The 24,173-nt window shown below is 62.3% G+C and carries 18 protein-coding genes and 1 riboswitch; of the genes, 13 read left to right on the top strand and 5 right to left on the bottom strand.

The annotated features are described in order from the left end of the window. Window positions 1-99: 99 nt before the first annotated feature. Complete coding sequence (gene thiC, locus ACRRNM_RS10570; RefSeq protein ID WP_435628183.1) at window positions 100-1,971, bottom strand: phosphomethylpyrimidine synthase ThiC; 1,872 nt, start codon at window positions 1,969-1,971, stop codon at window positions 100-102. 255 nt (window positions 1,972-2,226) lie between these two features. Between thiC and ACRRNM_RS10565 the strand changes: the two genes are divergently transcribed. The 12 genes from ACRRNM_RS10565 (at window position 2,227) to ACRRNM_RS10510 (ending at window position 16,361) form a co-directional block, all read left to right on the top strand. Further along, the gene (locus ACRRNM_RS10565; protein WP_435628182.1) at window positions 2,227-2,841 is read left to right on the top strand and encodes a hypothetical protein; all 615 of its coding nucleotides are present in this window, start codon (window positions 2,227-2,229) and stop codon (window positions 2,839-2,841) included. A 109-nt stretch (window positions 2,842-2,950) separates the two neighbouring features. Continuing rightward, window positions 2,951-4,204, top strand: a complete 1,254-nt coding sequence (gene hemA / locus ACRRNM_RS10560) for a glutamyl-tRNA reductase (RefSeq protein ID WP_435628181.1) — start codon at window positions 2,951-2,953, stop codon at window positions 4,202-4,204. A 120-nt stretch (window positions 4,205-4,324) separates the two neighbouring features. Beyond that, a complete protein-coding gene (gene prfA, locus ACRRNM_RS10555) occupies window positions 4,325-5,410 on the top strand; it encodes a peptide chain release factor 1 (RefSeq protein ID WP_435628180.1) in 1,086 nt (361 codons plus the stop codon). An 88-nt stretch (window positions 5,411-5,498) separates the two neighbouring features. Further along, window positions 5,499-6,341 carry a hypothetical protein gene (locus ACRRNM_RS10550; protein ID WP_435628179.1) on the top strand — a complete coding sequence of 281 codons (843 nt, stop codon included), beginning with the start codon at window positions 5,499-5,501 and terminating at the stop codon, window positions 6,339-6,341. Between the two features lie 67 nt (window positions 6,342-6,408). Further along, complete coding sequence (locus tag ACRRNM_RS10545; RefSeq protein WP_435628178.1) at window positions 6,409-7,395, top strand: HemK/PrmC family methyltransferase; 987 nt, start codon at window positions 6,409-6,411, stop codon at window positions 7,393-7,395. 192 nt (window positions 7,396-7,587) lie between these two features. Further along, a riboswitch (glycine riboswitch) is annotated at window positions 7,588-7,682 on the top strand. Between the two features lie 41 nt (window positions 7,683-7,723). Then, on the top strand, window positions 7,724-8,995 hold the full coding sequence (locus tag ACRRNM_RS10540) for a glycine cleavage system aminomethyltransferase GcvT (RefSeq protein ID WP_435628177.1): 1,272 nt from the start codon (window positions 7,724-7,726) through the stop codon (window positions 8,993-8,995). 67 nt (window positions 8,996-9,062) lie between these two features. After that, the gene (gene gcvH / locus ACRRNM_RS10535) at window positions 9,063-9,464 is read left to right on the top strand and encodes a glycine cleavage system protein GcvH (protein WP_435628176.1); all 402 of its coding nucleotides are present in this window, start codon (window positions 9,063-9,065) and stop codon (window positions 9,462-9,464) included. A gap of 79 nt (window positions 9,465-9,543) precedes the next feature. Next, window positions 9,544-10,896, top strand: a complete 1,353-nt coding sequence (gene gcvPA / locus ACRRNM_RS10530; RefSeq protein WP_435628175.1) for an aminomethyl-transferring glycine dehydrogenase subunit GcvPA — start codon at window positions 9,544-9,546, stop codon at window positions 10,894-10,896. Window positions 10,897-10,924: 28 nt separating this feature from the next. Next, window positions 10,925-11,434 (top strand): thiol peroxidase, encoded by a 510-nt coding sequence (tpx, locus tag ACRRNM_RS10525; protein WP_435628174.1) that lies wholly within the window; start codon window positions 10,925-10,927, stop codon window positions 11,432-11,434. Window positions 11,435-11,593: 159 nt separating this feature from the next. Next, the gene (gene gcvPB, locus ACRRNM_RS10520) at window positions 11,594-13,045 is read left to right on the top strand and encodes an aminomethyl-transferring glycine dehydrogenase subunit GcvPB (RefSeq protein ID WP_435628173.1); all 1,452 of its coding nucleotides are present in this window, start codon (window positions 11,594-11,596) and stop codon (window positions 13,043-13,045) included. 31 nt (window positions 13,046-13,076) lie between these two features. Further along, the gene (locus ACRRNM_RS10515) at window positions 13,077-13,532 is read left to right on the top strand and encodes a glycine zipper 2TM domain-containing protein (protein ID WP_435628675.1); all 456 of its coding nucleotides are present in this window, start codon (window positions 13,077-13,079) and stop codon (window positions 13,530-13,532) included. 111 nt (window positions 13,533-13,643) lie between these two features. Further along, complete coding sequence (locus tag ACRRNM_RS10510) at window positions 13,644-16,361, top strand: cation-transporting P-type ATPase (protein WP_435628172.1); 2,718 nt, start codon at window positions 13,644-13,646, stop codon at window positions 16,359-16,361. Window positions 16,362-16,446: 85 nt separating this feature from the next. Here the strand turns inward: ACRRNM_RS10510 and ACRRNM_RS10505 are convergent, their stop codons facing one another. Genes ACRRNM_RS10505 through ACRRNM_RS10495 form a run of 3 tightly spaced genes read right to left on the bottom strand, consistent with a single transcriptional unit; the run spans window position 16,447 to window position 20,902 of the window. After that, entirely contained in the window at window positions 16,447-17,733 is a 1,287-nt protein-coding gene (locus ACRRNM_RS10505) for a PP2C family protein-serine/threonine phosphatase (protein WP_435628171.1), read from the bottom strand. A 43-nt stretch (window positions 17,734-17,776) separates the two neighbouring features. Beyond that, window positions 17,777-19,402, bottom strand: a complete 1,626-nt coding sequence (locus ACRRNM_RS10500) for a methyl-accepting chemotaxis protein (protein WP_435628170.1) — start codon at window positions 19,400-19,402, stop codon at window positions 17,777-17,779. 30 nt (window positions 19,403-19,432) lie between these two features. Continuing rightward, window positions 19,433-20,902: a bacteriohemerythrin gene (locus ACRRNM_RS10495; protein ID WP_435628169.1), complete on the bottom strand. Its 1,470-nt coding sequence runs from the start codon at window positions 20,900-20,902 to the stop codon at window positions 19,433-19,435. Between the two features lie 259 nt (window positions 20,903-21,161). Between ACRRNM_RS10495 and ACRRNM_RS10490 the strand changes: the two genes are divergently transcribed. Continuing rightward, entirely contained in the window at window positions 21,162-22,736 is a 1,575-nt protein-coding gene (locus ACRRNM_RS10490) for a BTAD domain-containing putative transcriptional regulator (RefSeq protein ID WP_435628168.1), read from the top strand. 5 nt (window positions 22,737-22,741) lie between these two features. On the opposite strand, the gene ACRRNM_RS10485 is transcribed toward ACRRNM_RS10490, so the two are convergent. Then, complete coding sequence (locus tag ACRRNM_RS10485; protein ID WP_435628167.1) at window positions 22,742-24,151, bottom strand: amino acid permease; 1,410 nt, start codon at window positions 24,149-24,151, stop codon at window positions 22,742-22,744. Window positions 24,152-24,173 lie beyond the last annotated feature (22 nt).

Below are 24,173 nucleotides of genomic sequence, written 5' to 3'. Positions count from 1 at the left end.
CGCATTTTGGCCGCCCGGCGCGGGCCTGATGTACCGGATTCCATGTAATTCCGGAATACATGATCGTACCCCCGCTCTTCAAAAGAGCGAAGCAGCGGGCTATGCCTTGCGGTAAACCTGCGCCCCCTGCTTCACGAACTCCACCGCCTTCGCTTCCATGCCCTTCGCCAGCGCCTCCTGTTCGGAGACGCCTTCCTGCGCGGCGAAGTCGCGCACGTCCTGCGAGATTTTCATCGAGCAGAAGCTCGGGCCGCACATCGAGCAGAAGTGCGCGACCTTGCCGGATTCCTTGGGCATGGTCTCGTCGTGGAATTCGCGCGCCTTGTCCGGGTCGAGGCCGAGGTTGAACTGGTCTTCCCAGCGGAATTCGAAGCGCGCCTTGGAGAGCGCGTTGTCGCGTATCTGCGCGCCGGGGTGTCCCTTGGCTAGGTCGGCGGCGTGCGCGGCGATCTTGTAGGTGATGATGCCTTCCTTGACGTCGTCCTTGTCCGGCAGGCCGAGGTGCTCCTTCGGCGTGACGTAGCACAGCATCGCGGTGCCGAACCAGCCGATCATCGCCGCACCGATTGCGCTGGTGATGTGGTCGTAGCCGGGCGCGATGTCCATCGTCAAGGGACCGAGCGTGTAGAACGGCGCCTCGTGGCACCACTTCTGCTGCAGGTCCATGTTCTTCTTGATGAGGTGCATCGGCACATGGCCGGGGCCTTCGATCATCACCTGCACGTCGTGCTTCCACGCGATCAGCGTCTGCTCGCCGAGCGTCTTGAGTTCACCGAGTTGCGCCTCGTCGTTGGCGTCGTAGATCGAGCCGGGGCGCAGGCCGTCACCGAGGCTGAAGCCCACGTCGTAGGCCTTCATGATTTCGCAGATTTCCTCGAAGTGCGTCGCGAGGAAGTTCTCCTTGTGGTGCGCGAGGCACCATTTCGCCATGATCGAACCGCCGCGAGAAACTATCCCGGTCATGCGCTTCGCGGTCAGCGGCACGTAGCGCAGCAGCACGCCGGAGTGGATGGTGAAATAGTCCACGCCCTGCTCGGCCTGCTCGATCAGCGTATCGCGGAATATCTCCCAAGTCAGGTCTTCGGCGCGGCCGTTCACCTTTTCCAGCGCCTGATAGATCGGCACGGTTCCAATAGGGACGGGCGAATTGCGGATGATCCATTCGCGCGTCTCGTGGATGTGCTTGCCGGTGGACAGGTCCATCACCGTGTCGCCGCCCCAGCGGATCGACCAGGTCATCTTCTCGACTTCTTCCTGGATGCTCGAACCCAGCGCCGAGTTGCCGATGTTGGCGTTGATCTTCACCAGGAAATTGCGCCCGATGATCATCGGCTCGACTTCGGGGTGGTTGATGTTGGCGGGGATGATCGCGCGGCCGGCCGCCACTTCGCTGCGCACGAATTCCGGCGTGATCTGTTTGGGCATCGCCATGCCGAAGTTTTCGCCGGGATGCTGTTGCAGCATCATTTCGGAGAGCCCCTCGCGACGCTGGTTCTCTCTGATGGCAATGTATTCCATCTCCGGCGTGATGATGCCCTGCTTCGCATAGTGCATCTGCGTGACGTTCCTGCCGGGCTTGGCGCGGCGCGGCGTGCGCTGCAGGTTGAAGCGCAGCTCCGCCAGTTCGGGGTCGTTCAGGCGCTGCTGGCCGTAAGCGGAGGAAAGCTTGTCCAGCGTTTCGGTATCGCCGCGTTCGTCGATCCACGCCTCGCGCAGCGCGGGCAGGCCGGAGCGGATGTCGATCTTCGCCGCCGGGTCGGTGTAGGGGCCGGAACAGTCGTACACGTAGATCGGCGGATTTTTTTCCGCGCCCATGCCGCTCGGCGTGTCGGCCTGCGAGATTTCGCGCATCGGCACGCGGAGGTCGGGGCGGCTGCCCTGCACGTACACCTTGCGCGAGTTCGGCAAGGGCTGGATTGCTGCGGCATCGACCTGCGCAGCTTCGGCGATAAACTTGGGATTGGCGTTCATTGATGGTGCTCCAAAATGGCGGGGAGCACCTCTGGGATGCTTCCCTTTGCGGCATTACCCGCACAGGTTCAAAGGGTGTCTCTCACTCCGCCATTTTCATATACCGGCGAAGACCCCTAGCGAGGTTCGCAAGGTACTGGAAAGACGAGCGAAAAGCAAGCTCGGCCACAGCCGGAAATCCCCTGCTGACAGTCGTGCCAAATTTCGCTAACCTACCCCTCCAGCACCTTCTGAATTGAACCGGCGGAGAAAGACATGGAAAGGCTGATTTGCGTGATCGGCAACAAGGGCGGCACCGGCAAGACCAGCATCACGCACATGCTGTGCCACGGTCTCGGGCTGCTCGGCAGACGCTCGATCGCCGTGCTTACCGACGCCGCGCGCGATCCGCTGTCGCGCGGCATCCGGCGCTACACCCCGCTCGACGGCCGTTCGCCGGACCGGCTCGCGGAAATCGTCGCCAAACTGGAATCGCGGCCGAAGTGGCTCGGCGTGATCGACGGCGGAGGCAACCGCCCGGAGATGGACAAGAAATTCTACGAGATGTCGGGGCTCGTGCTGCTGCCCTTCCGCGAGTCGCACGAGGACATCCGCACGGTGCGCAACGACCTCGACGCTTTCCCGAGGGCATTGGGCATCCCGTCGCAATGGCCGACCAACCCGTGGCAGCAGATGGCGGCAGAGCGCACGCTGGACGAGATGATGCAGGATTACCGCCCGCGCCTGCTTGACCCGGTGTACTCGGTGAGCGCGAGCAAGCTGCTGCTGGAAGACCGGATAACGCCCGAGCTGCCGACGGTGCTGAACAACATCTGCCGCAGCCTGGCCTGGCAGGTGCTGGAGCGCCTGAACTTGCCCGAAGGGGAATAGTCCTACGCAAGCCCGCAGCGCCCACCGGCCATGCGGCCGCGCCGCCCCGGTTGGTATTACCCGGCCGTTGTGACTATAATCCGCCACTTATTTAGCCTTGCCACATACCATGCAGTTGTTCGCCTTCGGCATTAACCATCAAACCGCGCCGCTCGCCGTGCGCGAACAGGTCGCGTTCAACGCCGACGGGATGGAGGACGCCCTGCGCAACCTCGTGGAGAACGGCGCGGCCAAGGAGGCGGCGATCCTGTCCACCTGCAACCGCACCGAGCTGTATTGCAACGCCGCGCAGCCCGAGCACGCCATCGACTGGCTGGCGCAGTACCACCAGCTGCCGCGCAAGGACCTCGACCCCTATCTCTACATGCTGCCGCGCGAACAGGCCGTGAAGCATTCGTTCCGCGTCGCCAGCGGGCTGGATTCCATGGTGCTCGGCGAGCCGCAGATCCTCGGCCAGATGAAGCAGGCGGTGCGCCAGGCCGAAGAGGCCGGCACGCTGGGTTTCCTGCTGCACAAGCTGTTCCAGCGCACCTTCTCGGTCGCCAAGGACGTGCGCACCCAGACCGAGATTGGCGCAAACCTCGTGTCGATGGCGGCAGCGGCGGTGCGGCTGGCCGAGCGCATCTTCCCGAGCATCGCCGAGCAGCGCGTGCTGTTCATCGGCGCGGGCGAGATGATCGAGCTCAACGCGGTGCATTTCGCGGCGCGCTCCCCCAAACACATCACCGTTGCCAACCGCACGCTGGAGCGCGCGCATGTGCTGGCGCGGCGCATCAACGGCCACGCGATCACGCTCAACGAGCTGCCGGAGCAGCTCGCGCACCACGACATCATCGTCACCTGCACCGCAAGCCCGCTGCCGATCCTCGGCAAGGGCATGGTGGAGCGCGCGCTCAAGGCGCGCAGGCACCGGCCGCTGTTCATCGTCGACCTCGCCGTGCCGCGCGACGTGGAGGCGGAAGTCGCGGAACTGAGCGACGTGTTCCTCTATAGCGTGGACGACCTCGCCGAGGTGGTGAAGGACGGCCTCGATGCGCGCCAGAACGCGGTCCGCGAAGCCGAAGTCATCATCGACTCCGGCGTGAACGATTTCATCCACTGGATGGAATCGCGCGAGGTGGTGCCGACCATCCGCGCGCTGCGCGACCAGGCCGAACGCAACCGCCGTCACGAGATGGAAAAGGCCATGCGCCTCTTGGCCAAGGGCGAGAGCCCGGAGAAGGTGCTGGAGGCAATGAGCAGCGGCTTGACCAACAAGTTCCTGCACGCACCCACCCACGCGCTGAACCAGGTGCACGGCGACGACCGCGAGGCCTTCCTCGATATCATCCATCGCCTGTACCACCTGCACACCGACGAATGATTCCGGATTGTCGATCAGCTTTTGTAGGAGCGGCTTTAGCCGCGAACAATCGGCTATTCGCGGCTAAAGCCGCTCCTACAGCCTTTGCTTACCACCTCTCGCCCAGCTGCCGAATTTAGAATGAAACCCAACATTGCCGCCAGACTCGCTCAACTGAGCGAGCGCCTGCACGAAGTCGACCAGCTGCTGAGCACCGAAGAATCCACGAAGGACATGGACGCGTTCCGCCGCCTGAGCCGCGAGCGCGCCGAGCTGGAGCCGGTGGTGACGCTGTACCACGCCTACCAGAGCTGCCTCGGCGACATCGCCGCCGCGCAGGAGATGGCCGCCGATCCCGAGATGAAGGAATTCGCGCAGACCGAGATCGCTGAAGGCGAAGCGCGTCTCGCGCAGCTCGATCGCGACCTCGAAGTGCAGCTGCTGCCCAAGGACCCCAACGACGAGCGCAACGTGTTCCTCGAAATCCGCGCGGGCACCGGCGGCGACGAGGCCGCGCTGTTCGCGGGCGACCTGTTCCGCATGTACACGCGCTTCGCCGAACGCAAGCGCTGGCAGGTCGAAGTCATCTCCGAGAGCCCCGGCGAGGTCGGCGGCTACAAGGAAATCATCGTGCGCATCGTCGGGCAGGGCGCGTATTCGGTGCTCAAGTTCGAGTCCGGCGCGCACCGCGTACAGCGCGTGCCCGCCACCGAGACGCAGGGCCGCGTGCACACCTCGGCCTGCACCGTCGCCATCCTGCCGGAAGCGGACGAGGTCGACGACGTGGTGCTCAATCCCGCCGAACTGCGCATCGACACCTTCCGCGCCTCGGGCGCGGGCGGGCAGCACATCAACAAGACCGACTCCGCGGTGCGCATCACCCACCTGCCGACCGGCACCGTGGTCGAGTGCCAGGACGGCCGCTCGCAGCACCAGAACAAGGCTCAGGCGATGCGCGTGCTGGCCGCGCGCATCAAGGACAAGCAGGAGCAGGAGGCGCACAGCAAGATCGCCGCCGAACGCAAGTCGCTGGTCGGCAGCGGCGACCGCTCCGAGCGCATCCGCACCTACAACTTCCCGCAGGGCCGCGTCACCGACCACCGCATCAACCTCACGCTGTACAAGATGGATGCGATCATGGACGGCGACATCGGCGAACTCACCGGCGCGCTGATGGCCGAGCACCAGGCGGAGCAGCTTGCCGCGATGGCGGAAGAAAATATCTAGATATTCCGGTCTATTGGCCCTGCTGTAGGAAACAATAGTGTTTAATCAAGGCGAATACCTCTCCTCTTATTCGTAAAGGGTAAATGTCATGCAAGAAACAATTGCTGTTGTTTTTGATTTTGACGACACGCTCGCCCCAGACACAACATCGGGCTACCTACAACACCATGGGGTTGATGCGCAGAATTTTTGGATAAACGAAGTCAATCCTTTGTATGGTGAAGACTGGGACCCTGTTCCAGCGTATCTTCATAAGATGCTCGCTGCCGCAAACGCAAAACAAATTCCGCTAAACAAGCAGACTCTTTCGGAATGGGGCAAGAATGCGCCGCTGCACGCAGGAACTGATTCGATTTTCGCACGATTAAAACGTACCGTCGAAGAAACAAATCCTACTGTCGCAATTGAATTCTATGTGATCAGCAGCGGCATTGGTGAGGTCATCCGAAGCACAAAGATCGCCAGCGAATTTAAGGATATTTGGGCATCCGAATTTCATTTCGACCACGAAGGGAATGCAACATTCCCAAAAAAGATTATTAGTTTTACCGACAAAACTCGTTATTTGTTTCATATACAAAAGGGCTTAATCGGAAAGCCATCTCGTGGGAAGCCTCTTGAGGTAAATAAGAAATTTGAATATGACCAAATCCGTATTCCATTCACAAATATGATTTTTGTTGGAGATGGACTTACGGACGTACCCTGTTTTTCGTTGCTCACCAAGGAAAAAGGTATGGCTGTAGCGGTGTATGACAAGAACCACGTCAAGAAATGGTCTAATGCTTATCAGTTTGTCGCAGACCGACGTGTCTCTACGCTCTATTCAACGAACTACAGTGAAGGCTCCGACTTATCGAATTTTCTAACAATGGCTGTCAGAAACTTAGCTGAGCGAATTGCAGTCACTAAAGCCGCGTTCCGTATTTAGCGCCTCAACTTAAGGAATTAAGGGCATTTAACATTTTGATAGCTGCACTCCCATATCTAATTAGTCTATGCCGTACGCTATCCAGTCCTTCCAGACGCAAAATAAAGCCGTGCTCGAATCCGCGCTGGCGCTGAACTCTAACACTGCGCGTATCGAGGTACAGATGCTGTTGCAGCAGGTGCTGGGCGTGTCGCGCGCGCATCTGCTGGCGCATCCCGAGCAGGTGCTCGATGACGCGCAGGAAGCGAGTTACCGCGCGCTGCTGCAGCGCCGCCTCAAGGGTGAGCCGCTGGCCTATATCCTCGGCGAGCGCGAATTTTTCGGGCTGAACTTCAAAGTCACGCCCGCGACGCTGATCCCGCGCCCCGAGACCGAGTTGCTGGTGGAGCTGGCGCTCGAGCGTATTCCCTCTCCCCTGCCCCTCTCCCGTGAACGGGAGAGGGAAGAGCGTAGCGGAGGGAGAGGGGCGTTCCGTGTGCTCGACCTCGGCACCGGCAGCGGCGCGATCGCGCTTGCCATCGCCCGTGCGCGGCCGGATGTCGAGGTCACGGCGGTGGATGCTTCGCCCGAGGCGCTGGAGGTGGCGCGGGAAAATGCGCTGCGGCTGTTGGTTCAACATGAACCCGCTCACATTTCGACAAAGCCTTTAGTCCTGAGCGAAGTCGAAGGGTCAGTGCGAACGGATATTTTGATCGCCAACGTGCGCCTGCTGTGCAGCGACTGGTTCTCGGCATTGGCCGGCGAACGCTTCGACCTGATCGTCTCCAACCCGCCCTACATCGCCGAGGGCGACGCGCATCTCGCGCAGGGCGACCTGCGCTTCGAGCCGCACGGTGCGCTGGCTTCCGGCGCAGACGGGCTGGACGACATTCGCCGCATCGTCGCGCAGGCGAAAGATCATCTCAACCCCGGCGGCTGGCTGCTGTTCGAACACGGCTACGACCAGGCCACACGGGTGCGCGAACTGCTCGATGCGGCGGAGTACGCCGGGGTGTTTTCGGCGCGCGACCTCGCGGACATCGAGCGGGTAAGCGGCGGGGCGATCCCCCGATAGCTTCCGCCCTTCGATAAGCTCAGGGCGAACGGACTTTTCAGTGTCTTCATTTGTCAGTCCTTTCCCTTTGCGGCATAATTCACTCTGCCGTTCAGGCCCATGGGAGAGCGTGTCGCCCGGCTCCGTTTCACGGACTGCGACACCGCCGAAGGCGCAACACCCGCAACCGCTCAGGTACAAGGAACCATGGGGACAGGCAAATCTGGAGAGTGTTGGATTAACCAATCACCGAAGGGGCACGCAGCGTGAGCTGCAATCTCTCAGGTACCAAGGACAGATGGGGCGTAGCGCAACTGCGCTGCGCCTTTTTCATTTGCAGAAAGCGAACATGACACTAAAACAGACTCCATTGAATGAAGCACACCGCGCGATGGGCGCGAAGATGGTCGATTTCGGCGGCTGGGACATGCCGGTGAACTACGGCTCGCAGATCGACGAACATCACCAGGTGCGCAACGACTGCGGCATGTTCGACGTGTCGCATATGCGCGTGGTGGATATCAAGGGCAAGGGGGTGCGCGACTTCCTGCGCTACCTGCTGGCAAACAACGTGGACAAGCTCACCACGCCCGGCAAGGCACTGTATTCCTGCATGCTGCTGGAAAACGGCGGGGTGATCGACGACCTGATCGTGTACTTCATGGAAGAGCAATGGTTCCGCATCGTGGTGAATGCGGGCACCGCCGACAAGGACATCGCGTGGATGAAAAAGCAAGCCACCGAGCACGCGAAGGCCCACCCCGAGTGCTACGCAAAGAGCGAAGGTGGCGCGGAAGGCGAAGTTTCCGCTGAAGTCGCGCCTCCGGAAGAAGAGGTCAAGCGTATACCGAATGCCTACCTGTTCGGCGACATGAGCCAGGAAGATGCGGCAAAGCTCATATGGGGAGAAGAGGACGAGGAACAGACGGAAAAACCGCCACTGGACATTGCCGAACACCCCGAGCTGTCGATCATCGCGATCCAGGGCCCGAACGCCAGGGAAAAACTCTGGACGGCGATGCCCGGCAGCCAGCAGCTGACTGAAAAACTCGCGCCCTTTAGCGCCATCGTGGTCGGCACGATGTTCATCGCGCGCACCGGCTACACCGGCGAGGACGGTTTCGAGGTGGTGCTGCCCTCCATCGCCGCACCGTATTTCTGGAAGTCGCTGTCGGAAAAGGGCGTCGAGCCCTGCGGGCTGGGTGCACGCGACACCCTGCGCCTCGAGGCCGGCATGAACCTCTATGGGCAGGACATGGACGAGAACGTGAACCCGCTTGAATCCGGCCTCGCGTGGACGGTGGACCTGAAGAGCGAGCGCGACTTCATCGGTAAGGCCGCATTGCTGGCCAACCCGCCGGCACGCAAGCTGGTCGGGCTGGTGCTGCAGGATCGCGGCGTGCTGCGCGGCCACCAAAAGGTGCACACCGCGCACGGCGAGGGCGAGATCACCAGCGGCAGCTTCTCGCCGACCCTGAACCAGTCGATCGCGCTGGCGCGCGTGCCCAAGGACGTGCAGGTCGGCGACGAAGTGCAGGTAGCGATCCGCGATAAAATGCTGACGGCAAAGGTGGTGAAGTACCCGTTCGCACGCAATGGTAAGGCAGTCGTTAGCGGTTAGTTAAAACCGCACTGCGACAAAACCAACTAGCGACTAACGTCTAACGACTAACAACTGGAGATTCAAAATGAGCAACCCGAGCAACCTGCCAAGTAATTTAAAGTACACCGCCTCCCATGAATGGATCAGGAGCGAAGCCGACGGCACCATCAGCATCGGCATCACCCAGCACGCGCAGGAACTGCTGGGCGATATGGTGTTCGTCGAGAACCCCGCAGTCGGACGCAAGCTCAAGGCCAAGGAAGAATGCGCGGTCGTGGAATCGGTCAAGGCCGCCGCCGACGTGTACGCGCCGGTTTCCGGCGAAGTGGTCGCGGTGAACAATGAACTGGGCAGCGCCCCCGAGAAAATCAACGCCGACGCGTACGGCGCGTGGATGTTCAGGATGAAGCCGGACAACGCGGCCGATGTCGCGGCACTGATGGATGCGGCGGCGTATCAGGCCGTCGTGGACAGCGAAGCCCATTAAATCTGTGAAACGTGAAAAGTGAAACGCAGCGCCTTTCCCACCTTTCACGTTTCACCTTTCACTTTTCACGGTTTATAAAATGCCCTTCATCCCCCACACCGAGCAGGACATCGCGGCGATGCTCGCGAGCATCGGCGCGAAGAACATCGACGCGCTGTTCGATGAAATTCCCGCCGCGCTGAAAAGCGGCAAGCTGACCGCCATCGGCGACGGCCTGAACGAGATGCAGGTTGCGCGCCTGATGCAGGAGCGTGCCGCGCAGGACGGCCAGCCGCTCAACTTCATCGGCGCGGGTGCCTATGAGCACCATATCCCCGCCGCAGTCTGGGAGATCGCCACGCGCGGCGAGTACTACACCGCCTACACTCCGTATCAGGCCGAGGCCAGCCAGGGCACGCTGCAAACGCTCTACGAATACCAAACCATGATCGCGTCGCTGACCGGCATGGACGCGTCCAACGCCAGCCTGTACGACGGCGCGTCCGCACTGGCCGAGGCGATCCTGATGGCGGTGCGTTCGCACAAGTCTTCGCGCCGCGTGCTGATCCCCGCCACGGTCAGCCCGCTGTACCGCAGCGTCGCGCAGAGCATCGTCAGGCTGCAGAACATCGAACTGGTGGAGGTCCCGTTCGACGCCGCGACCGGCACCACCGACCTCAAGGCGCTGAAACAGCACGCGGGCAGCGATCTCGCCGCGCTGGTCATCCCGCAGCCGAACTTCTTCGGCGCGCTGGAAGACGTCGATGCGCTGACCGCCTGGGCGCATGCGCAAAACGCGCTGGCCATCGCGCTGGCGAACCCGCTGTCGCTCGCCCTGCTGAAAGCGCCGGGACAATGGGCCGAAAAAGGCGCGGATATTGCGGTAGGCGACGGCCAACCGCTCGGCGCACCGCTCTCCAGCGGCGGCCCATACTTTGGCTTCATGTGCTGCAAGCAGGCGCTGGTGCGCCAGATGCCGGGGCGCATCATCGGCCGCACCGTCGATCTGGACGGCAAGCCGGGCTTCACGCTGACGCTGCAGGCACGCGAACAGCATATCCGCCGCGCCAAGGCGACTTCCAACATCTGCTCCAACCAGGGGCTGATGGTCACCGCTGCAACCATACACATGGCGCTGCTCGGCAGCGACGGGCTGCGCCGCGTTGCCGCAGCTTCGCATGCCAACACGCAGGCCCTCGCAGTGCAGGCCGGCGGCATCCCAGGTGTGAAGCGGCTGTTCATCGCGCCGCATTTCCACGAAGTGGTCTTGCATTTGCCCGAGTCTTCCGCCAAAGTGCTGGCGAGCATGGCCGATCAGGGCATCTCGGGCGGCTTTGACCTGAAACCGCACTACCCGCAACTGGGCAACGCGATCCTGGTGTGCGCCACCGAAACCAAGACCAATGAGGATTTGCAACGCTTTGTGGCGGCGTTACGCCACGCACTTCACTAGGTTTCACTAACTTCACAGGGAGAACGATATGGCACACAGTACGACACTCGGCGGCAACCCCGTGCAACTGAACGGCAACTTCCCCAAGGTAGGACAAACCGCACCGGAATTTTCGCTGGTGAACAAGGATCTGCAGGACATCACGCTGGCCAGTTTCGGCAACAAGCGCAAGGTGCTGAACATCGTCCCCAGCCTGGACACGGCAACCTGCGCGGCTTCCGAACGGCGCTTCAACCAGGTTGCAAGCACGCTGGACAATGCCGTGGTGATCACCATCTCCGCCGACCTGCCGTTTGCCCAATCGCGTTTCTGCGCCAGCGAAGGCCTGAACAACGTGGTCAACCTGTCCCTGATGCGCGGCCGCGAGTTCCTGCGCAACTACGGCGTGGAGATCGCCAGCGGCGTGCTGGTCGGGCTCGCCACGCGCGCGGTGATCGTGCTGGATGGCAACAACGTGGTGCGCTATACCGAGCTGGTCAGCGAGATCAAGAACGAGCCGAATTACGATGCGGCACTGGCGGCACTGAAGGCCATTTAAAACTTACCGTTCGGGCTGAGGTATCGAAGCCCGTTCACCCTTCGATACCTCAGGGCAAACGGACTTCGAACTTCGCTTGGCGGGATCAATAAAATATTTTCCAGCTTAGCGCTAAAACCACCAACCTACGAATCAACTGTCTCACTAAGGTTACACATCATGCTGATTTTTGAACGCTCCCATCCCGGCCGCCGCAATGCAGCACAGGCTCCGCAGCACGCCGCAGCAGCCGGCGGCATCCCGGCTGCGCTGCTGCGCGGGGATAAGCCGCTGCTGCCGGAAGCCTCGGAGATGGACGTGGTGCGCCACTACACCGAGCTGTCGCAGAAGAACTTCTCCATCGACACGCACTTCTACCCGCTCGGCTCCTGCACGATGAAGTACAACCCGCGCGCCTGCAACCAGCTTTCGATGCTGCCGAACTTCCTCGCGCGCCATCCGCTCGCGCCGGAAGCCACCGGGCAGGGCGTGCTCGCGTGCCTGCATGACCTGCAGGAAATATTGAAAGACGTGACCGGTATGGCGGGTGTATCGCTGATGCCGATGGCCGGCGCGCAGGGCGAGTTCGCGGGCATCGCGATGATCCGCGCCTACCACGAGGCGCGCAATGATACGGCGCGCACCGAGATCATCGTGCCGGACGCGGCGCACGGCACCAACCCCGCGACCGCGGTGATGTGCGGCTACACGGTGAAGGAAATTCCGACCGACGCGAACGGCGACGTCGATCTCGAAGCGCTGCGCGCCGCAACTGGCCCGCAGACCGCCGGGTTGATGCTGACCAATCCATCCACGCTGGGCGTGTTCGAAAAACGTATCGCCGACATCCAGAAGATCGTGCACGACGCGGGCGGCCTGCTGTATTACGACGGCGCAAACCTGAACGCGATCCTCGGCAAGGTCAAGCCCGGCGACATGGGCTTCGACGTGATCCACATGAACCTGCACAAGACCTTCTCCACGCCGCACGGCGGCGGCGGGCCGGGCGCGGGCGCGGTAGGCGTCGCGCAGCGTTTGCTGCCGTTCCTGCCGCTGCCGGTAGTCGCTAAACAGGACGAAGCCTATCGCTACTTAACCGAGCAGGACTTGCCGCAATCCATCGGCCACCTGTCCGCCTTCAGCGGCAACATCGGCATCCTGCTGCGCGCCTACGTGTATGCACGCATGCTCGGCGCGGAAGGCATGCACCGCGTCGCCGAATTCGCCACGCTGAATGCCAACTACCTGATGGCGGAACTCACCAAGGCCGGTTTTACCGTTGCCTTCCCGCAGCGCCGCGCCAGCCACGAGTTCATCGTCTCGATGAAGCCGCTCAAGGACGCGACCGGCATCTCCGCGATGGACGTCGCGAAGCGCCTGCTGGACAAGGGCTTTCACCCGCCCACCACCTACTTCCCGATGCTGGTGCCGGAGTGCCTGCTCATCGAGCCGACCGAAACCGAATCGAAGGAGACGCTGGACGCCTTCGTCAACGCGATGAAGGAAATCCGCGACGAGGCCCATGCCACGCCGGAACTCGTGAAGGGCGCGCCGCACACCATGCCGGTGCGCCGCCTCGACGACGTGAAGGCCGCGCGGGAACTTGACTTGACGTGGAAGTCTAACGACTGACGCTTGGCGTTACTTTATGAAAGGGATCTCCATGTTTAACTTCGGCAAAGCAACCGCTCTATTACTGGCTATCGCCGCCCTCGCGGGATGCGCTTCCGGCCTGTCAGGCTCGACGTACACCCGCGACCAGGCCCGGCAGGTTGAGGACGTGCGCATGGCCACGGTCGAGAGCGTGCGCGAGGTGCTGATCGAAGGCACCAAGTCTGGGATCGGCACCGCAGCAGGAGCGGTGGTGGGGGGCATTGGAGGCAGCAATGCCGGCTCCGGCAAGGGCAGCTCAGTGGGCGCCGTACTGGGTACGGTGGCCGGCGGCGTGGTGGGCTCTGCCATCGAAGAGGGTGCGACCCGTCAATCCGCCATGGAAATCACCGTCAAATTCGATGACGGCAAGCTGATCGCGGTAACCCAGGCGGGGGACGAGAAATTCCAGCCCGGTGAAAGGGTACGCGTGCTGACCGGCAGCGGCGTAACCCGCATCAGCCATTAACCGGCATAAGGCGCAGCCAACTTAGCGCAATAGCAGCAGCAAAGCGGATAAGTGCCGTCAGGCACGTATCCGCCATTTGATCTATTCACCACATCGTTCTCGAGGGTGAAAATGAATAAAGCTGTTGGCCTCACCTCACACCCCGAACACTCTTCCGATTGGCACAGCCTGCCGGTGCAGGAAGTGTTGCGCGCGCTAGCGGCGGATCATGCCGGATTACCCAAAGACGAAGCAGCGCGCCGCCTGCAGCAATACGGCCCGAACCGCCTGCCCGCCGCGAAGGGCGACAGCCTGCTGGTGCGTTTCGCACGCCAGTTCAACAACGTCCTGATCTACGTGCTGCTGGTCTCCGCGCTGATCACCGCACTGCTCGGCCACTGGGTGGACTGCGGCGTAATCGCCGGCGTGGTGCTGATCAACGCCATCATCGGGGTCATCCAGGAAGGCAAGGCGGAACGCGCGCTGGACGCCATCCGCAACATGCTGTCACCGAACGCGACGGTGCTGCGCGACGGGCAGCGGCGCGAGATTCCGGCGGAACAGGTGGTGACCGGCGACATCGTGCTGCTGGCCTCCGGCGACAAGGTGCCCGCCGATTTGCGCCTGATTGAAGCGCACCAGTTGCGTGTCGAGGAGGCCGCGCTGACCGGCGAATCGGCGACGGTGGGAAAGAACACCGCGACGGTGGATGCGCAGGCCGTAATCGGCGACCGCAGCTGCATGGCTTACTCCGGCACGCTGGTGGTCTATGGGCAGGCGCGCGGTGTAGCGGTCGCCACCGGTGCGGCGACCGAGATTGGCCGCATCAGCGGCATGATCGCCGCAGTAACCGCCCTGGAAACGCCGCTGCTGCGCCAGATGACGCGTTTCGGCCAGCAACTGACCGCGGCCATCCTGCTGCTGGCCGGACTGACCTTTGCCTTCGGCGTGTGGATGCGCGGCTACGGCTGGCCGGAAATGTTCCTTGCCGCTGTCGGCCTGGCGGTTGCCGCCATCCCGGAAGGACTGCCCGCCGTGATGACCATCACGCTGGCCATCGGCGTGCAGCGCATGGCAAAACGCAACGCCATCATCCGCCGTCTGCCTGCGGTGGAAACGCTCGGCTCGGTGACGGTGATCTGCTCCGACAAGACCGGCACGCTGACCCGGAACGAGATGACCGTACAGCGCGTCCTCACCGCAGGCCGCGTATTCGAGGTCAGCGGCAGCGGCTATTCGCCGCATGGCGGTTTTTCCATCGCCGGGCGCGAGGTATTCGTCGACGATTTCCCCGAGCTGATCGAACTGGGACGCACCGCGCTGCTGTGCAACGATGCGGAACTGCACGCGTATCCTGCCACCGGTGCGGGCTGGCACATTGAAGGCGACCCTACCGAAGGCGCGCTGCTCACGCTAGCCGCCAAAAGCGGACTCGACATCTCCTTCGAACGCGAGGCGCTGCGCCGCACCGACCTGATCCCGTTCGAGTCGCAGCATCGCTTCATGGCGACGCTGCACCACGATCTCGAAGGGCACGGCTTCATCATCCTCAAGGGCGCACCGGAAAGCGTGCTGGAAATATGCCAGTTCGAGCGCGCGGACGGCGAGGATCGTCCTTTGCGCCTCATCGACTGGCAGCAGGCGATGCAGGATGCGGCGCGGCAGGGACTGCGCCTGCTCGCCATAGCGATGCGCCCCGCCGGCAAGGAGCAGCGCGAGCTCAGCATGGCCGATGTAAGGCACGGCTTTTCGCTGCTCGGCGTGTTCGGCATCGGCGACCCGCCGCGCGACGAGGCCTTGCTTGCCGTGGCACGCTGCCGCGAAGCCGGCATCTCGGTAAAGATGATCACGGGTGACCATCTCGATACCGCGTGCGCCATCGGCGCGCGCTTCGGCCTGGCGGCGGAAGGCGCGCTGAGTGGCGCGGAAATCGAACAAATGGACGAGGCTGCCCTGCGTGTCGCGGCAACCCGGGCAGACATCTTTGCCCGCGCCAGCCCGGAGCACAAACTCAGCCTGGTGCAGGCGTTGCAGGCCAACGGCGCAGTGGTGGCGATGACCGGCGACGGCGTGAACGATGCGCCCGCGCTGAAGCGAGCCGATGTCGGCGTGGCAATGGGTAAAAAAGGCACCGAGGCGGCGCGCGAGGCGGCCGGGATGGTGCTGGCCGACGACAATTTCGCCTCGATCGATGCGGCGGTGGAAGAAGGACGCACCGTTTACGACAACCTGAAAAAAGCCATCGTGTTCATCCTGCCGACCAACGGCGGCGAGGCGATGGTCGTCGTCGCTGCGATCTTCCTCGGCCTGACGCTGCCGATCACGCCGGTGCAAATCCTGTGGGTGAACATGGTCACCGCCGTCACGCTGTCGCTGGCGCTGGCTTTCGAGGCGCCGGAAGCGGGCGTGATGCGCCGCCCGCCGCGCGATCCGGCGGAGCCGCTGCTCAGCCGGTTCCTGCTGTGGCGCGTATTTCTGGTGTCATGCCTGATGGTGGCCGGCGCGCTGGGCTTCTTCCTCTGGGAACAGGGGCACGGCGCGAGTATCGAGACCGCGCGCACCGCGGCAGTGAACGCGATAGTCATGGGTGAAATCTTCTACCTGTTCAACTGCCGTTTCCTGCTTGCGTCGTCCTGTGGCGCAAACACCTTTACCGGATCGCGCCCAGTGCTCATCTCGATCGCCGTAGCCGTCGCGTTGCAGGCGCTGTTCACCTACGCACCGCTGCTCCAGCGACTGTTCGGCACCTCCGCCCTCGATGCGATGGCGTGGTGGCGCATCCTGCTATTCGGTGTGGTGCTGTTTGCGGCGGTGGAAATCGAAAAGACGTGGCTGAGGCGCAGGCAGTAGTTCTCTATTCGCGCACCGCCAGCTTGCTGTGGTGGGTTAAACAAGTGAAATGGACGGTCAGGCCAAGCGCATGACCCGTAAAGAATCAGGCATTTTTACAATCGATCAGCATCAGCGATATGTCGTCGTGCGGCGCGGTCGGGCCGATATGCGCCGTTACCGCATCCTGCACTGCGGCCACGCGCCGATCCGCGGGGGCAGCCAGCAACGCCTTGCACAGCCGCTCGATGCCGAACATCTCGCCCGCCTCGCTGGAGGCCTCGATCAGGCCGTCGGAATACATCGCGATCTGGCTGCCCGCTGGCCAGGCAATCCTGGCAGTGGCGGCCATACCGTCACCGGAATCGACGATGCCCAGCGGCAGGTGCTGCGAACTCATCCTGCGCACCACCATCCCCTCCGGATTCAGCAGCAGCAGATCGGGCATGCCGCCGATCCAGACTTCGGCCGTGCCCGCCGCTTCGTCGATGTGCAGCAGGGCAGCCGCCACAAAACGGTCAACCGGCAAGGTTGCGCGCAAATTCCGGTTGATTTCGGCAACAATTTCCCCGATGGGATGGCCGTGCTCGGCCATGGCGTGGAACGTCGACAGCACCGGCAGAACTGTGATGGCCGCGGCAAGGCCATGGCCCGTGGCATCCGCCATCAATGCATAGAAACGGTCTCCGGGGCTAGGGATAGCGGCAATGATGTCGCCGCTGAAAGTGGCGGTGGGGACAAACCAGTAATGCAGTTGCGAGCCGGATAAACCGCCGCGCTTCATCAGCCGCAGGATGATGTCCTGCGCCAGCGCGTTTTCTTCCTGCTGTGCGTCGTGGTAAATCTGCAATTGGCGGTTCAATTCGAGAATCTCGAAGGTGCGCGCGCCGATGCTGTCGTAAAGGTTGCTGACCGTGTCGACGAGCGCATCGTGGAGCGGATTCTCCGCAAGCCCCGCTTGCGCGGCAGCGACACCGGAGCGCAGCGCAAAAATTTCCCTGGCCATGCGCGCGTCCACGCCGGTGATGTGGTGCACCAGCCATTTCACCAGGAAGGCCAGCAAATGGTCGGTGACATCCCTGGGGTTGGTCGCGATCATTTCTCCGGCACGCACGATGAGATCGACGAATCCCTGGTGCGCCTTGAGATGAGCCTCCCGGTTGGCCGGGTTGACCGGCAGGGATTGCATCAGGTCGGCTTCATGCTGGAAGTGGTACACCGTGTAGTCGCGCAGCTCGGCGAGAACGGCCGCAAGCTCCTCGGCCGCAGCCCCCTGCTCGTGCAGGCTGCTCAGCGCATTGATGATCGCGATGAGCCGCCGGTGCTGGCTGTCCACGCTATCCAGCCCCGTCTCCAGCTGTTCGCCCCAGGCCAAGGCATGCGCCGCCGCCATCAGGCTCTCCCTTTCTTGCGTTGCACGAAGTACCCCGTTGCAGTCACGATCTGATATAGCGGAAAAAATGGATCAGCTCGTGCAGCTTGATGGCGGTCGCATCCAGCTCGCCGGCGCGTTCGCGCGTCTGTGCGACGGAGGCCAGGTTGGCTTCGATGGCGGCGGCTATCCTGCTGATGTTGGCGCTGACTTCCTCGCTCGCCTGCGACTGTTGCGCGGACGCGCTCGCAATCTGCTGCGCCATGCCGATGATGCGCCCGCCATGCTCCGCCGCCTTGAGCAATTCGCTCTCGGTCACGTCCATTTCGGCATCGGTTTTCTTCACCTGCTCGCCGGCGGAGTCCATGCTTCCGACCGCAATCTGGGTGGCGCTCTGGATGGCCGTCACGGTGCGGCCGATTTCCTCGGTCTGGACGCGCGACCTTTCCGCCAGCTTGCGCACCTCGTCCGCCACGACCGCGAAGCCCCGCCCCATCTCGCCGGCGCGTGCAGCCTCGATGGCGGCATTGAGCGCCAGCAAATTAGTTTGTTCGGCGATCTCCTTGATGCCCCGGGTGATGGTGCCGATCTGGTGGATGGACTGGAACAAGTTGAGCATGGTGCCGCTTGCCTCGGACACGGTAGTCACCACGGCATTGGATGCCGCGCGGCTTTGATGCATTTGCGCCGTCACCTTGCGCAATTCATCGCCCGATTCGCCGACTGCATCCGCGGTCGCCCGCGCGGAATCGGCGACCTCCCTTACCGAAGCACTCATCTCCACCATGGTGCCGGCGATGTTGGACACGGAATCGGACTGTTGCTCCGACTGCCGGTAAACCCCCTCCATCTCGCAGCTGAAATTTTTCGCGTTATCGCCGACCGCGCCGGCCATCTCGGCGATCTCGGCCATCATCACCTTGAGATGGGTCTGCATGGCAATCAGCCCGTCGTTGAGCTTGCCGAGCTCATCCAGCCGATGGATGGGAATCTCGCCGGTGAGGTCGCCCTGGCTGATCTGGTCGAGGTGCCGAGTGGTACGGTCGATGGCGGTCAGCATGGAGTTCTGCAGGAGTGCCAGCGTGGCCGCAGCGGCCACGACGCCGATGCCGGACAGCAGCAACAGGCTGTTGGCTACGTCCTTGGGCAGCCCCAGCGCATCGCCGAGCAGCCAAATCAGCCCCGCGATCCCTTGCAGGAGAACCATCGCGGCAACCAGGCCGGCAAGCTTGGTGTACAGCGAGATGCGCTGCCGGCGCGAGGGCTCCGGAATGCTCGCGCCGCTCGCCTTGAGCGATTTATACAAGGGTTCGGCGACGGCAATCTGTTCCCGCGTCGGCTCCGTGCGCACCGACATGTAGCCGATGGTCTGGTCGTTCTTGCGCACCGGCACGACCAGCGCATCGACCCAGTAATAATCGCCGTTCTTGCAGCGGTTCTTGACCACGCCCCGCCACGGACGCCCGTCCCTAAGGGTGTTCCACAGCCAGGCGAACGCCTGCGGCGGCATGTCGGGATGGCGGACGACATTGTGGTTCTTGCCGATCAGCTCCTCGGTCGAAAACCCGCAAATTTTGACGAATGTATCGTTGGCGTAGGTCGTTATGCCCTTGAGGTCGGTTTTTGAGACGATGTATTCCCCCTTGGGAAAGGGGCGCTCGGTCTGGGTGACGGGTAAATTGGTTTTCACGGTGATTCCCTTTGCTGAAAATATTGCTGTCTATGCGCTGCCCAGCGATGAGGCATATTTCATGTCCTCGACAAGGATGTGCTTGCCCAGCCAGTCGCGCAAAAAGAGCAGCACCTCCCGGTCGATTCTTCTGCAGAACCCATGCTGGTATTGCCAGCGGATATCCTGAATGGTCTCGGTGAAGGCGGCATGCTGCAGCTTGTGTGCAACCAGGTTTTCGAACGGATACCCCGCATCCTGCAGATAGCGCTCTTCGCGGCTGAAGTGGTCAATCGCGTAATCGACCAGTTCGTCCAGCACGAACTCGATGTTGCGCCGGTTTCCGATCTTTTCCGCCGTGGCCAGTTGATTGATGAGCGCGATCAAAACGCGGTGATCATCGTCCATGCACGGCTCTTTTACCGACATCGTGCTCGTCCATCGAATCAGGGATGCCTCCCGGCGGCAGTCCATGACTTTCAGAAAAGCCTCCACGATCAACGGGTCGAACTGCCGGCCGGACTGGCTGACGATATAGTCGATGACCTCTTTCTCGGGCCATGCTTTCTTGTATGGCCTTGCCGAGGCGAGCGCGTCGAAAACGTCAACCAGCCCGACGATGCGCGCGGAAAGCGGTATTTCATCGCTGGCGATCCGGGACGGATATCCCTGGCCGTTGTAGTGCTCGTGATGGCAAAGGGCGATCTCGCCGGAAAGCCTGAGCAGATAGTCGCCGCCATCGAGGATGCGGCTGGCTTTTTCCAGTGCCTGTTTGCCCTTCAGGGTGTGCTCCTCGATGATTTTCCGCTCCTGCGGATCCAGTTTCCCCGGTTTCTGCAGGATGCTTTCCGGAATGGAGACCTTGCCTACATCGTGAAGAATGCTGGCGGTGCTGATGAAATGCCCGAATTCACGGGTGATCAGGTTTTTGTAGTGCCCGAGCTCATTCAACACCTGAACGATCTCATCGGTCATGATGGCTACGCGCAGAACGTGTTCGCCGGTATCTTGATCCTTGTGTTCAGCAAGATTGGCGAGTGCGACAACCATGGCGCGTCCGGTTCGATCCGCCCGTCTGGTCAGAGCGTGCACCTGGATGGTGCTCGCAGCCTTGTCGTTGATAAAAGAGAGCAACCCTCTTTTTTCTGCATCGAGCTCTTGCTGCAGCTCGATATAAACAAGTACGGCAAAGTTCTCGATGCATGGGAGGTAGAACCCGACTGCGTTCCGGCCATAATGGCTCGAACGCCGGCCAGTGATGTCGCGCAGTAATTCCTGAACTTGCTCATCGCGCAGGGTCTGGCCTGCGGTATCGGAGAATCGCCCCGTGCCCTGGGCAACCCGGAAGGAGTTGCTGGCTGCGCCGTATGTTGCAACGGTCATGAGCGCCGAAGCAGGAGACCCGCAGGCTCTTGCAATGAAATGAACGAGGTTTTCGTATAGCGATTCCAGCGAGGCTGCCTGACCAATCTCACGACAAACATCTTGTACTCTCTCGAAAAAACAACTGCTGGTATTCATGCTCTACCTTGGCCACTGCATAATTGAACCGTATCAACCCACTGCTACAGTAAAAGCGCATCGTTGGGCTAACGTTGGTTCAGACCATTCCCCCAGGCCATCAGTTGGTGTATCGTTGGTGCTCGGTAACCTTCAGGATCAACGGCCCGGAAAGAACTGGTACAGGTACGCGATGACGAAAACCTTATCTCTCTCCACCTTTGGCGCCTTTCTGGCCAGACATGGAACCAGGCCTCTTCCAGGCCTGAGCGGCGGAAAAATGACTGCGCTGCTGGTCTACCTGGCGATCAAGGCAGGCCACAAGCACCGCCGTGAAGCACTGGCCGAACTTTTCTGGCCGGACTTGCCGGCCGAGGCTGCCCGATTCAATTTGCGCCACACTTTTTTCCATTTGCGCCAGTCGTTGGGCGGCGACACCGGCACACGCCCTTTCCTGCTGGCCAATCGCGAGTGGCTGTGCTTCAACCCGGACAGCCCGTATCGCATGGACACGGTGGAATTTGCCGCCACGGTGCCCGCCTGCGTGGAAACGCCCTACCCGCAGTATTGCGATCCCTGCATCGCAAAAATGGAATACATGGCCGGGCTTTACCGCGGGGAATTCATGGCGGAGCTTCCCCTGCCGGACTGCCCGGATTTCGAGGACTGGCTGCAGATGCAGCGCGAATCCATGCGCCGCCATGCCATCACGCTGCTGGGACGCCTCTCGGATTGTCACGAACAGGCGAAAGCCTATACCAGGGCGCTGCCGTTCACGTTGCGCTATGTAGAACTGGAACCCTGGAATGAGGAGGCGCACCGCCGGGCAATCCGCCTTTTTGCGCTGAACGGACAGAACGGCGCGGCCATCGCCCAGTATGACGCCTGCTGCCGCGCGCTGAAAAAAGAACTGGGAATACTCCCCGGCGAAAAGACCCGGAGCCTGGCCGATCGCATCCGCAAAGGCGAATTCCAGCCGGATCGGGCCTATGCAAAAGGAAAGCCGCCGGTCTCCTCCGTTCCGCCGCTCTCGGCGGAGCGGCATCACGTGACGGTCCTGTACTGCGAATTGTCCCCCCGGACCGGAAATCCAAGCAGGGCCCTATCCCTGCTGCAAACGCCCCAGAAGTGCTGCACCGGCATCATCCAGCGCTTCTCCGGACATATCGTCCAGGCGCACGGCGGCGGCTTGCTGGCCTATTTCGGCTATCCGGTATCCGACGAGAGCGCCGCGCGCCAGGCGGTGCAGGCCGCGCTGGCGTGCGCGGCCGAAGCGACGCCCTCCCTCGAAGTGCGCGCAGGCGTCCACACCGGCCTGATCGTCGCAGGCACGGCCGCGGGCATTCCCGACACCATCGGCCTGACATCGGGGCTCGCCATTCGCCTGCGCCTCGCGGTGAAGAGCGGCGAAGTCGCGCTGAGCGCGGACACCTATCGCCTGGTGGCAAAGCATTTCGGTTGCAGGAGCCTGGGGGAAGGGCAACTCCGCGACATCCCCTATCCGCTGAAGGTGTACAGGGTGAAAGGGGAGCGCGCCGCCGGGAAGGGAGCGGACAATTTCCGCATGGGCAAACCATTCGGCGCGCTCTTCGCCGACAGCAACCGCATCGCGCGCCAGATTGCCGAGGACATGGCGCCCAGGGTCGCCGCCGACCCGCGCTATCAGGAGGCAAGGAAGAACGTACCGGACGCGATGCGCGCCGAGCTGGGCGCCGCGCTCACGCGCATCGCCGACTTGCTGCTGAAAGACGACGCAGAATTCTGCAAACAGCTCGCGGAAAACGAGTCCTTCCGGCAGTTCGTCGTGGACATGATCGTCCGCCTCGAAGGCGCGGAAAAATCCCCGCGCGAATAGCGGCTCTAGTCGCGCGCCAGCCTGCTGTGGCGGATGGAATAGGTGAAATAGATGATCACGCCGAGGGTCAGCCAGACGATGAAGCGCAGCCAGGTCTGTGCCGGAAGGAAGGCCATGAGCGCGGCGCAGGAGACCATGCCGAGCACCGGGAACAGGTGGCCGAACGGATTCTTGAACGGGCGCGGCAGGTCCGGATGGCGCACGCGCAGCACGATGACACCGAGGCAGACCAGCACGAAGGCGGCCAGCGTGCCGATGTTGACCAGTTCCGCGAGCACACCGAGCGGGAATAGCCCCGCGGCGGCGGACATGATGATGCCGGTGATGACGATCACGCGCACCGGCGTCTTTCTTTCGGGGTCGACCTTGGAGAGGAATGGCGACATCAGCCCGTCGCGCGACATCGAGAGGATGATACGGGTCAGCGCGTAGTAGAGCACAAGCATCACGGTGGTCAGCCCCGCGATGACGCCTGTGGCGACCAGCGCCGAGGCCCAGTTGTAGCCAAGCATTTGCAGCGCATGCGCGACCGGCGAGGATACGCCGAGGCTGGTGTAGGGCACGATGCCGGTCAGCAAGCCGGAGACGATGATGTAGATCACGGTGCAGAAGGCGAGCGAGGCGATGATGCCGACCGGCAGGTCGCGCTGCGGGTTCTTGGCCTCCTCTGCCGCGGTCGAGACGGCGTCGAAGCCGACATAGGCGAAGAACACCAGCGACGCGCCCGCGAGCACGCCGGTGGTCTTGCCGTCCGGCAGGGTGTTGAACCAGCCGTAGGGCATGAACGGTTGCCAGTTGGCCGGATCGACGTTGAACGCGGCGATGCTGACGAAGATGGCGATGGCCGACACCTTGACGAACACCATCGCGGTGTTGAGCTGCGCGCTCTGCCTGACGCCGACGATGAGCAGCCCCATCAGGATCAGGATGATGGAAGCGGCGGGCAGGTTGATGATGCCGCCGAGCGCCGGCGATTTGGTGAGCGCCTCCGGCAGGCCCATGCCCATCGCGGAGAGCGCGTTGTTGAAATAGCCCGACCAGCCGTTGGCGACCGCCGCCACCGACACGCTGTATTCCAGCAGCAATATCCAGCCGATCACCCACGCGACGATCTCGCCGAACGCGACGTAGCTGTAGCCGTACGCGCTGCCGCAGCCGCCCACGGCGGCAGCCAGCTCCGCGTAGGCCAGCGCGGCGAAGGCGCAAGCGAAACCGGAAATGATAAAGGACAGCACCACCGCCGGGCCGGCCTGGTTGGCCGCGGCGATACCGGTCAGCACGAAGATGCCGGTGCCGATGATCGCGCCGACGCCGAGCAAAGTGAGGTCGAAGGCGCTCAGGCAGCGCTTCAGCCCGGTGTCGCAGACGGCATCGTCGGTGTTGATCGGCTTGGTGCGGAATATCGGCAACGGCATGGTGTTCCCCCTGAATTTTTTG

Origin of the sequence: Ferrigenium straubiae, assembly GCF_051257895.1 — a bacterium.
In the GTDB taxonomy this organism is placed as follows: domain Bacteria; phylum Pseudomonadota; class Gammaproteobacteria; order Burkholderiales; family Gallionellaceae; genus Gallionella; species Gallionella straubiae.
The sequence above is the reverse complement of the archived record's forward strand: the minus strand, read 5'-3'. Positions and strand labels throughout refer to the sequence as shown.

Bases quoted from the DNA above. Each gene is read 5' to 3' on its own strand.
- thiC (WP_435628183.1), bottom strand. From the start codon at position 1,971: ATGAACGCCAATCCCAAGTTTATCGCCGAAGCTGCGCAGGTCGATGCC.
- ACRRNM_RS10565 (WP_435628182.1), top strand. From the start codon at position 2,227: ATGGAAAGGCTGATTTGCGTGATCGGCAACAAGGGCGGCACCGGCAAG.
- hemA (WP_435628181.1), top strand. From the start codon at position 2,951: ATGCAGTTGTTCGCCTTCGGCATTAACCATCAAACCGCGCCGCTCGCC.
- prfA (WP_435628180.1), top strand. From the start codon at position 4,325: ATGAAACCCAACATTGCCGCCAGACTCGCTCAACTGAGCGAGCGCCTG.
- ACRRNM_RS10550 (WP_435628179.1), top strand. From the start codon at position 5,499: ATGCAAGAAACAATTGCTGTTGTTTTTGATTTTGACGACACGCTCGCC.
- ACRRNM_RS10545 (WP_435628178.1), top strand. From the start codon at position 6,409: ATGCCGTACGCTATCCAGTCCTTCCAGACGCAAAATAAAGCCGTGCTC.
- ACRRNM_RS10540 (WP_435628177.1), top strand. From the start codon at position 7,724: ATGACACTAAAACAGACTCCATTGAATGAAGCACACCGCGCGATGGGC.
- gcvH (WP_435628176.1), top strand. From the start codon at position 9,063: ATGAGCAACCCGAGCAACCTGCCAAGTAATTTAAAGTACACCGCCTCC.
- gcvPA (WP_435628175.1), top strand. From the start codon at position 9,544: ATGCCCTTCATCCCCCACACCGAGCAGGACATCGCGGCGATGCTCGCG.
- tpx (WP_435628174.1), top strand. From the start codon at position 10,925: ATGGCACACAGTACGACACTCGGCGGCAACCCCGTGCAACTGAACGGC.
- gcvPB (WP_435628173.1), top strand. From the start codon at position 11,594: ATGCTGATTTTTGAACGCTCCCATCCCGGCCGCCGCAATGCAGCACAG.
- ACRRNM_RS10515 (WP_435628675.1), top strand. From the start codon at position 13,077: ATGTTTAACTTCGGCAAAGCAACCGCTCTATTACTGGCTATCGCCGCC.
- ACRRNM_RS10510 (WP_435628172.1), top strand. From the start codon at position 13,644: ATGAATAAAGCTGTTGGCCTCACCTCACACCCCGAACACTCTTCCGAT.
- ACRRNM_RS10505 (WP_435628171.1), bottom strand. From the start codon at position 17,733: ATGGCGGCGGCGCATGCCTTGGCCTGGGGCGAACAGCTGGAGACGGGG.
- ACRRNM_RS10495 (WP_435628169.1), bottom strand. From the start codon at position 20,902: ATGAATACCAGCAGTTGTTTTTTCGAGAGAGTACAAGATGTTTGTCGT.
- ACRRNM_RS10490 (WP_435628168.1), top strand. From the start codon at position 21,162: ATGACTGCGCTGCTGGTCTACCTGGCGATCAAGGCAGGCCACAAGCAC.
- ACRRNM_RS10485 (WP_435628167.1), bottom strand. From the start codon at position 24,151: ATGCCGTTGCCGATATTCCGCACCAAGCCGATCAACACCGACGATGCC.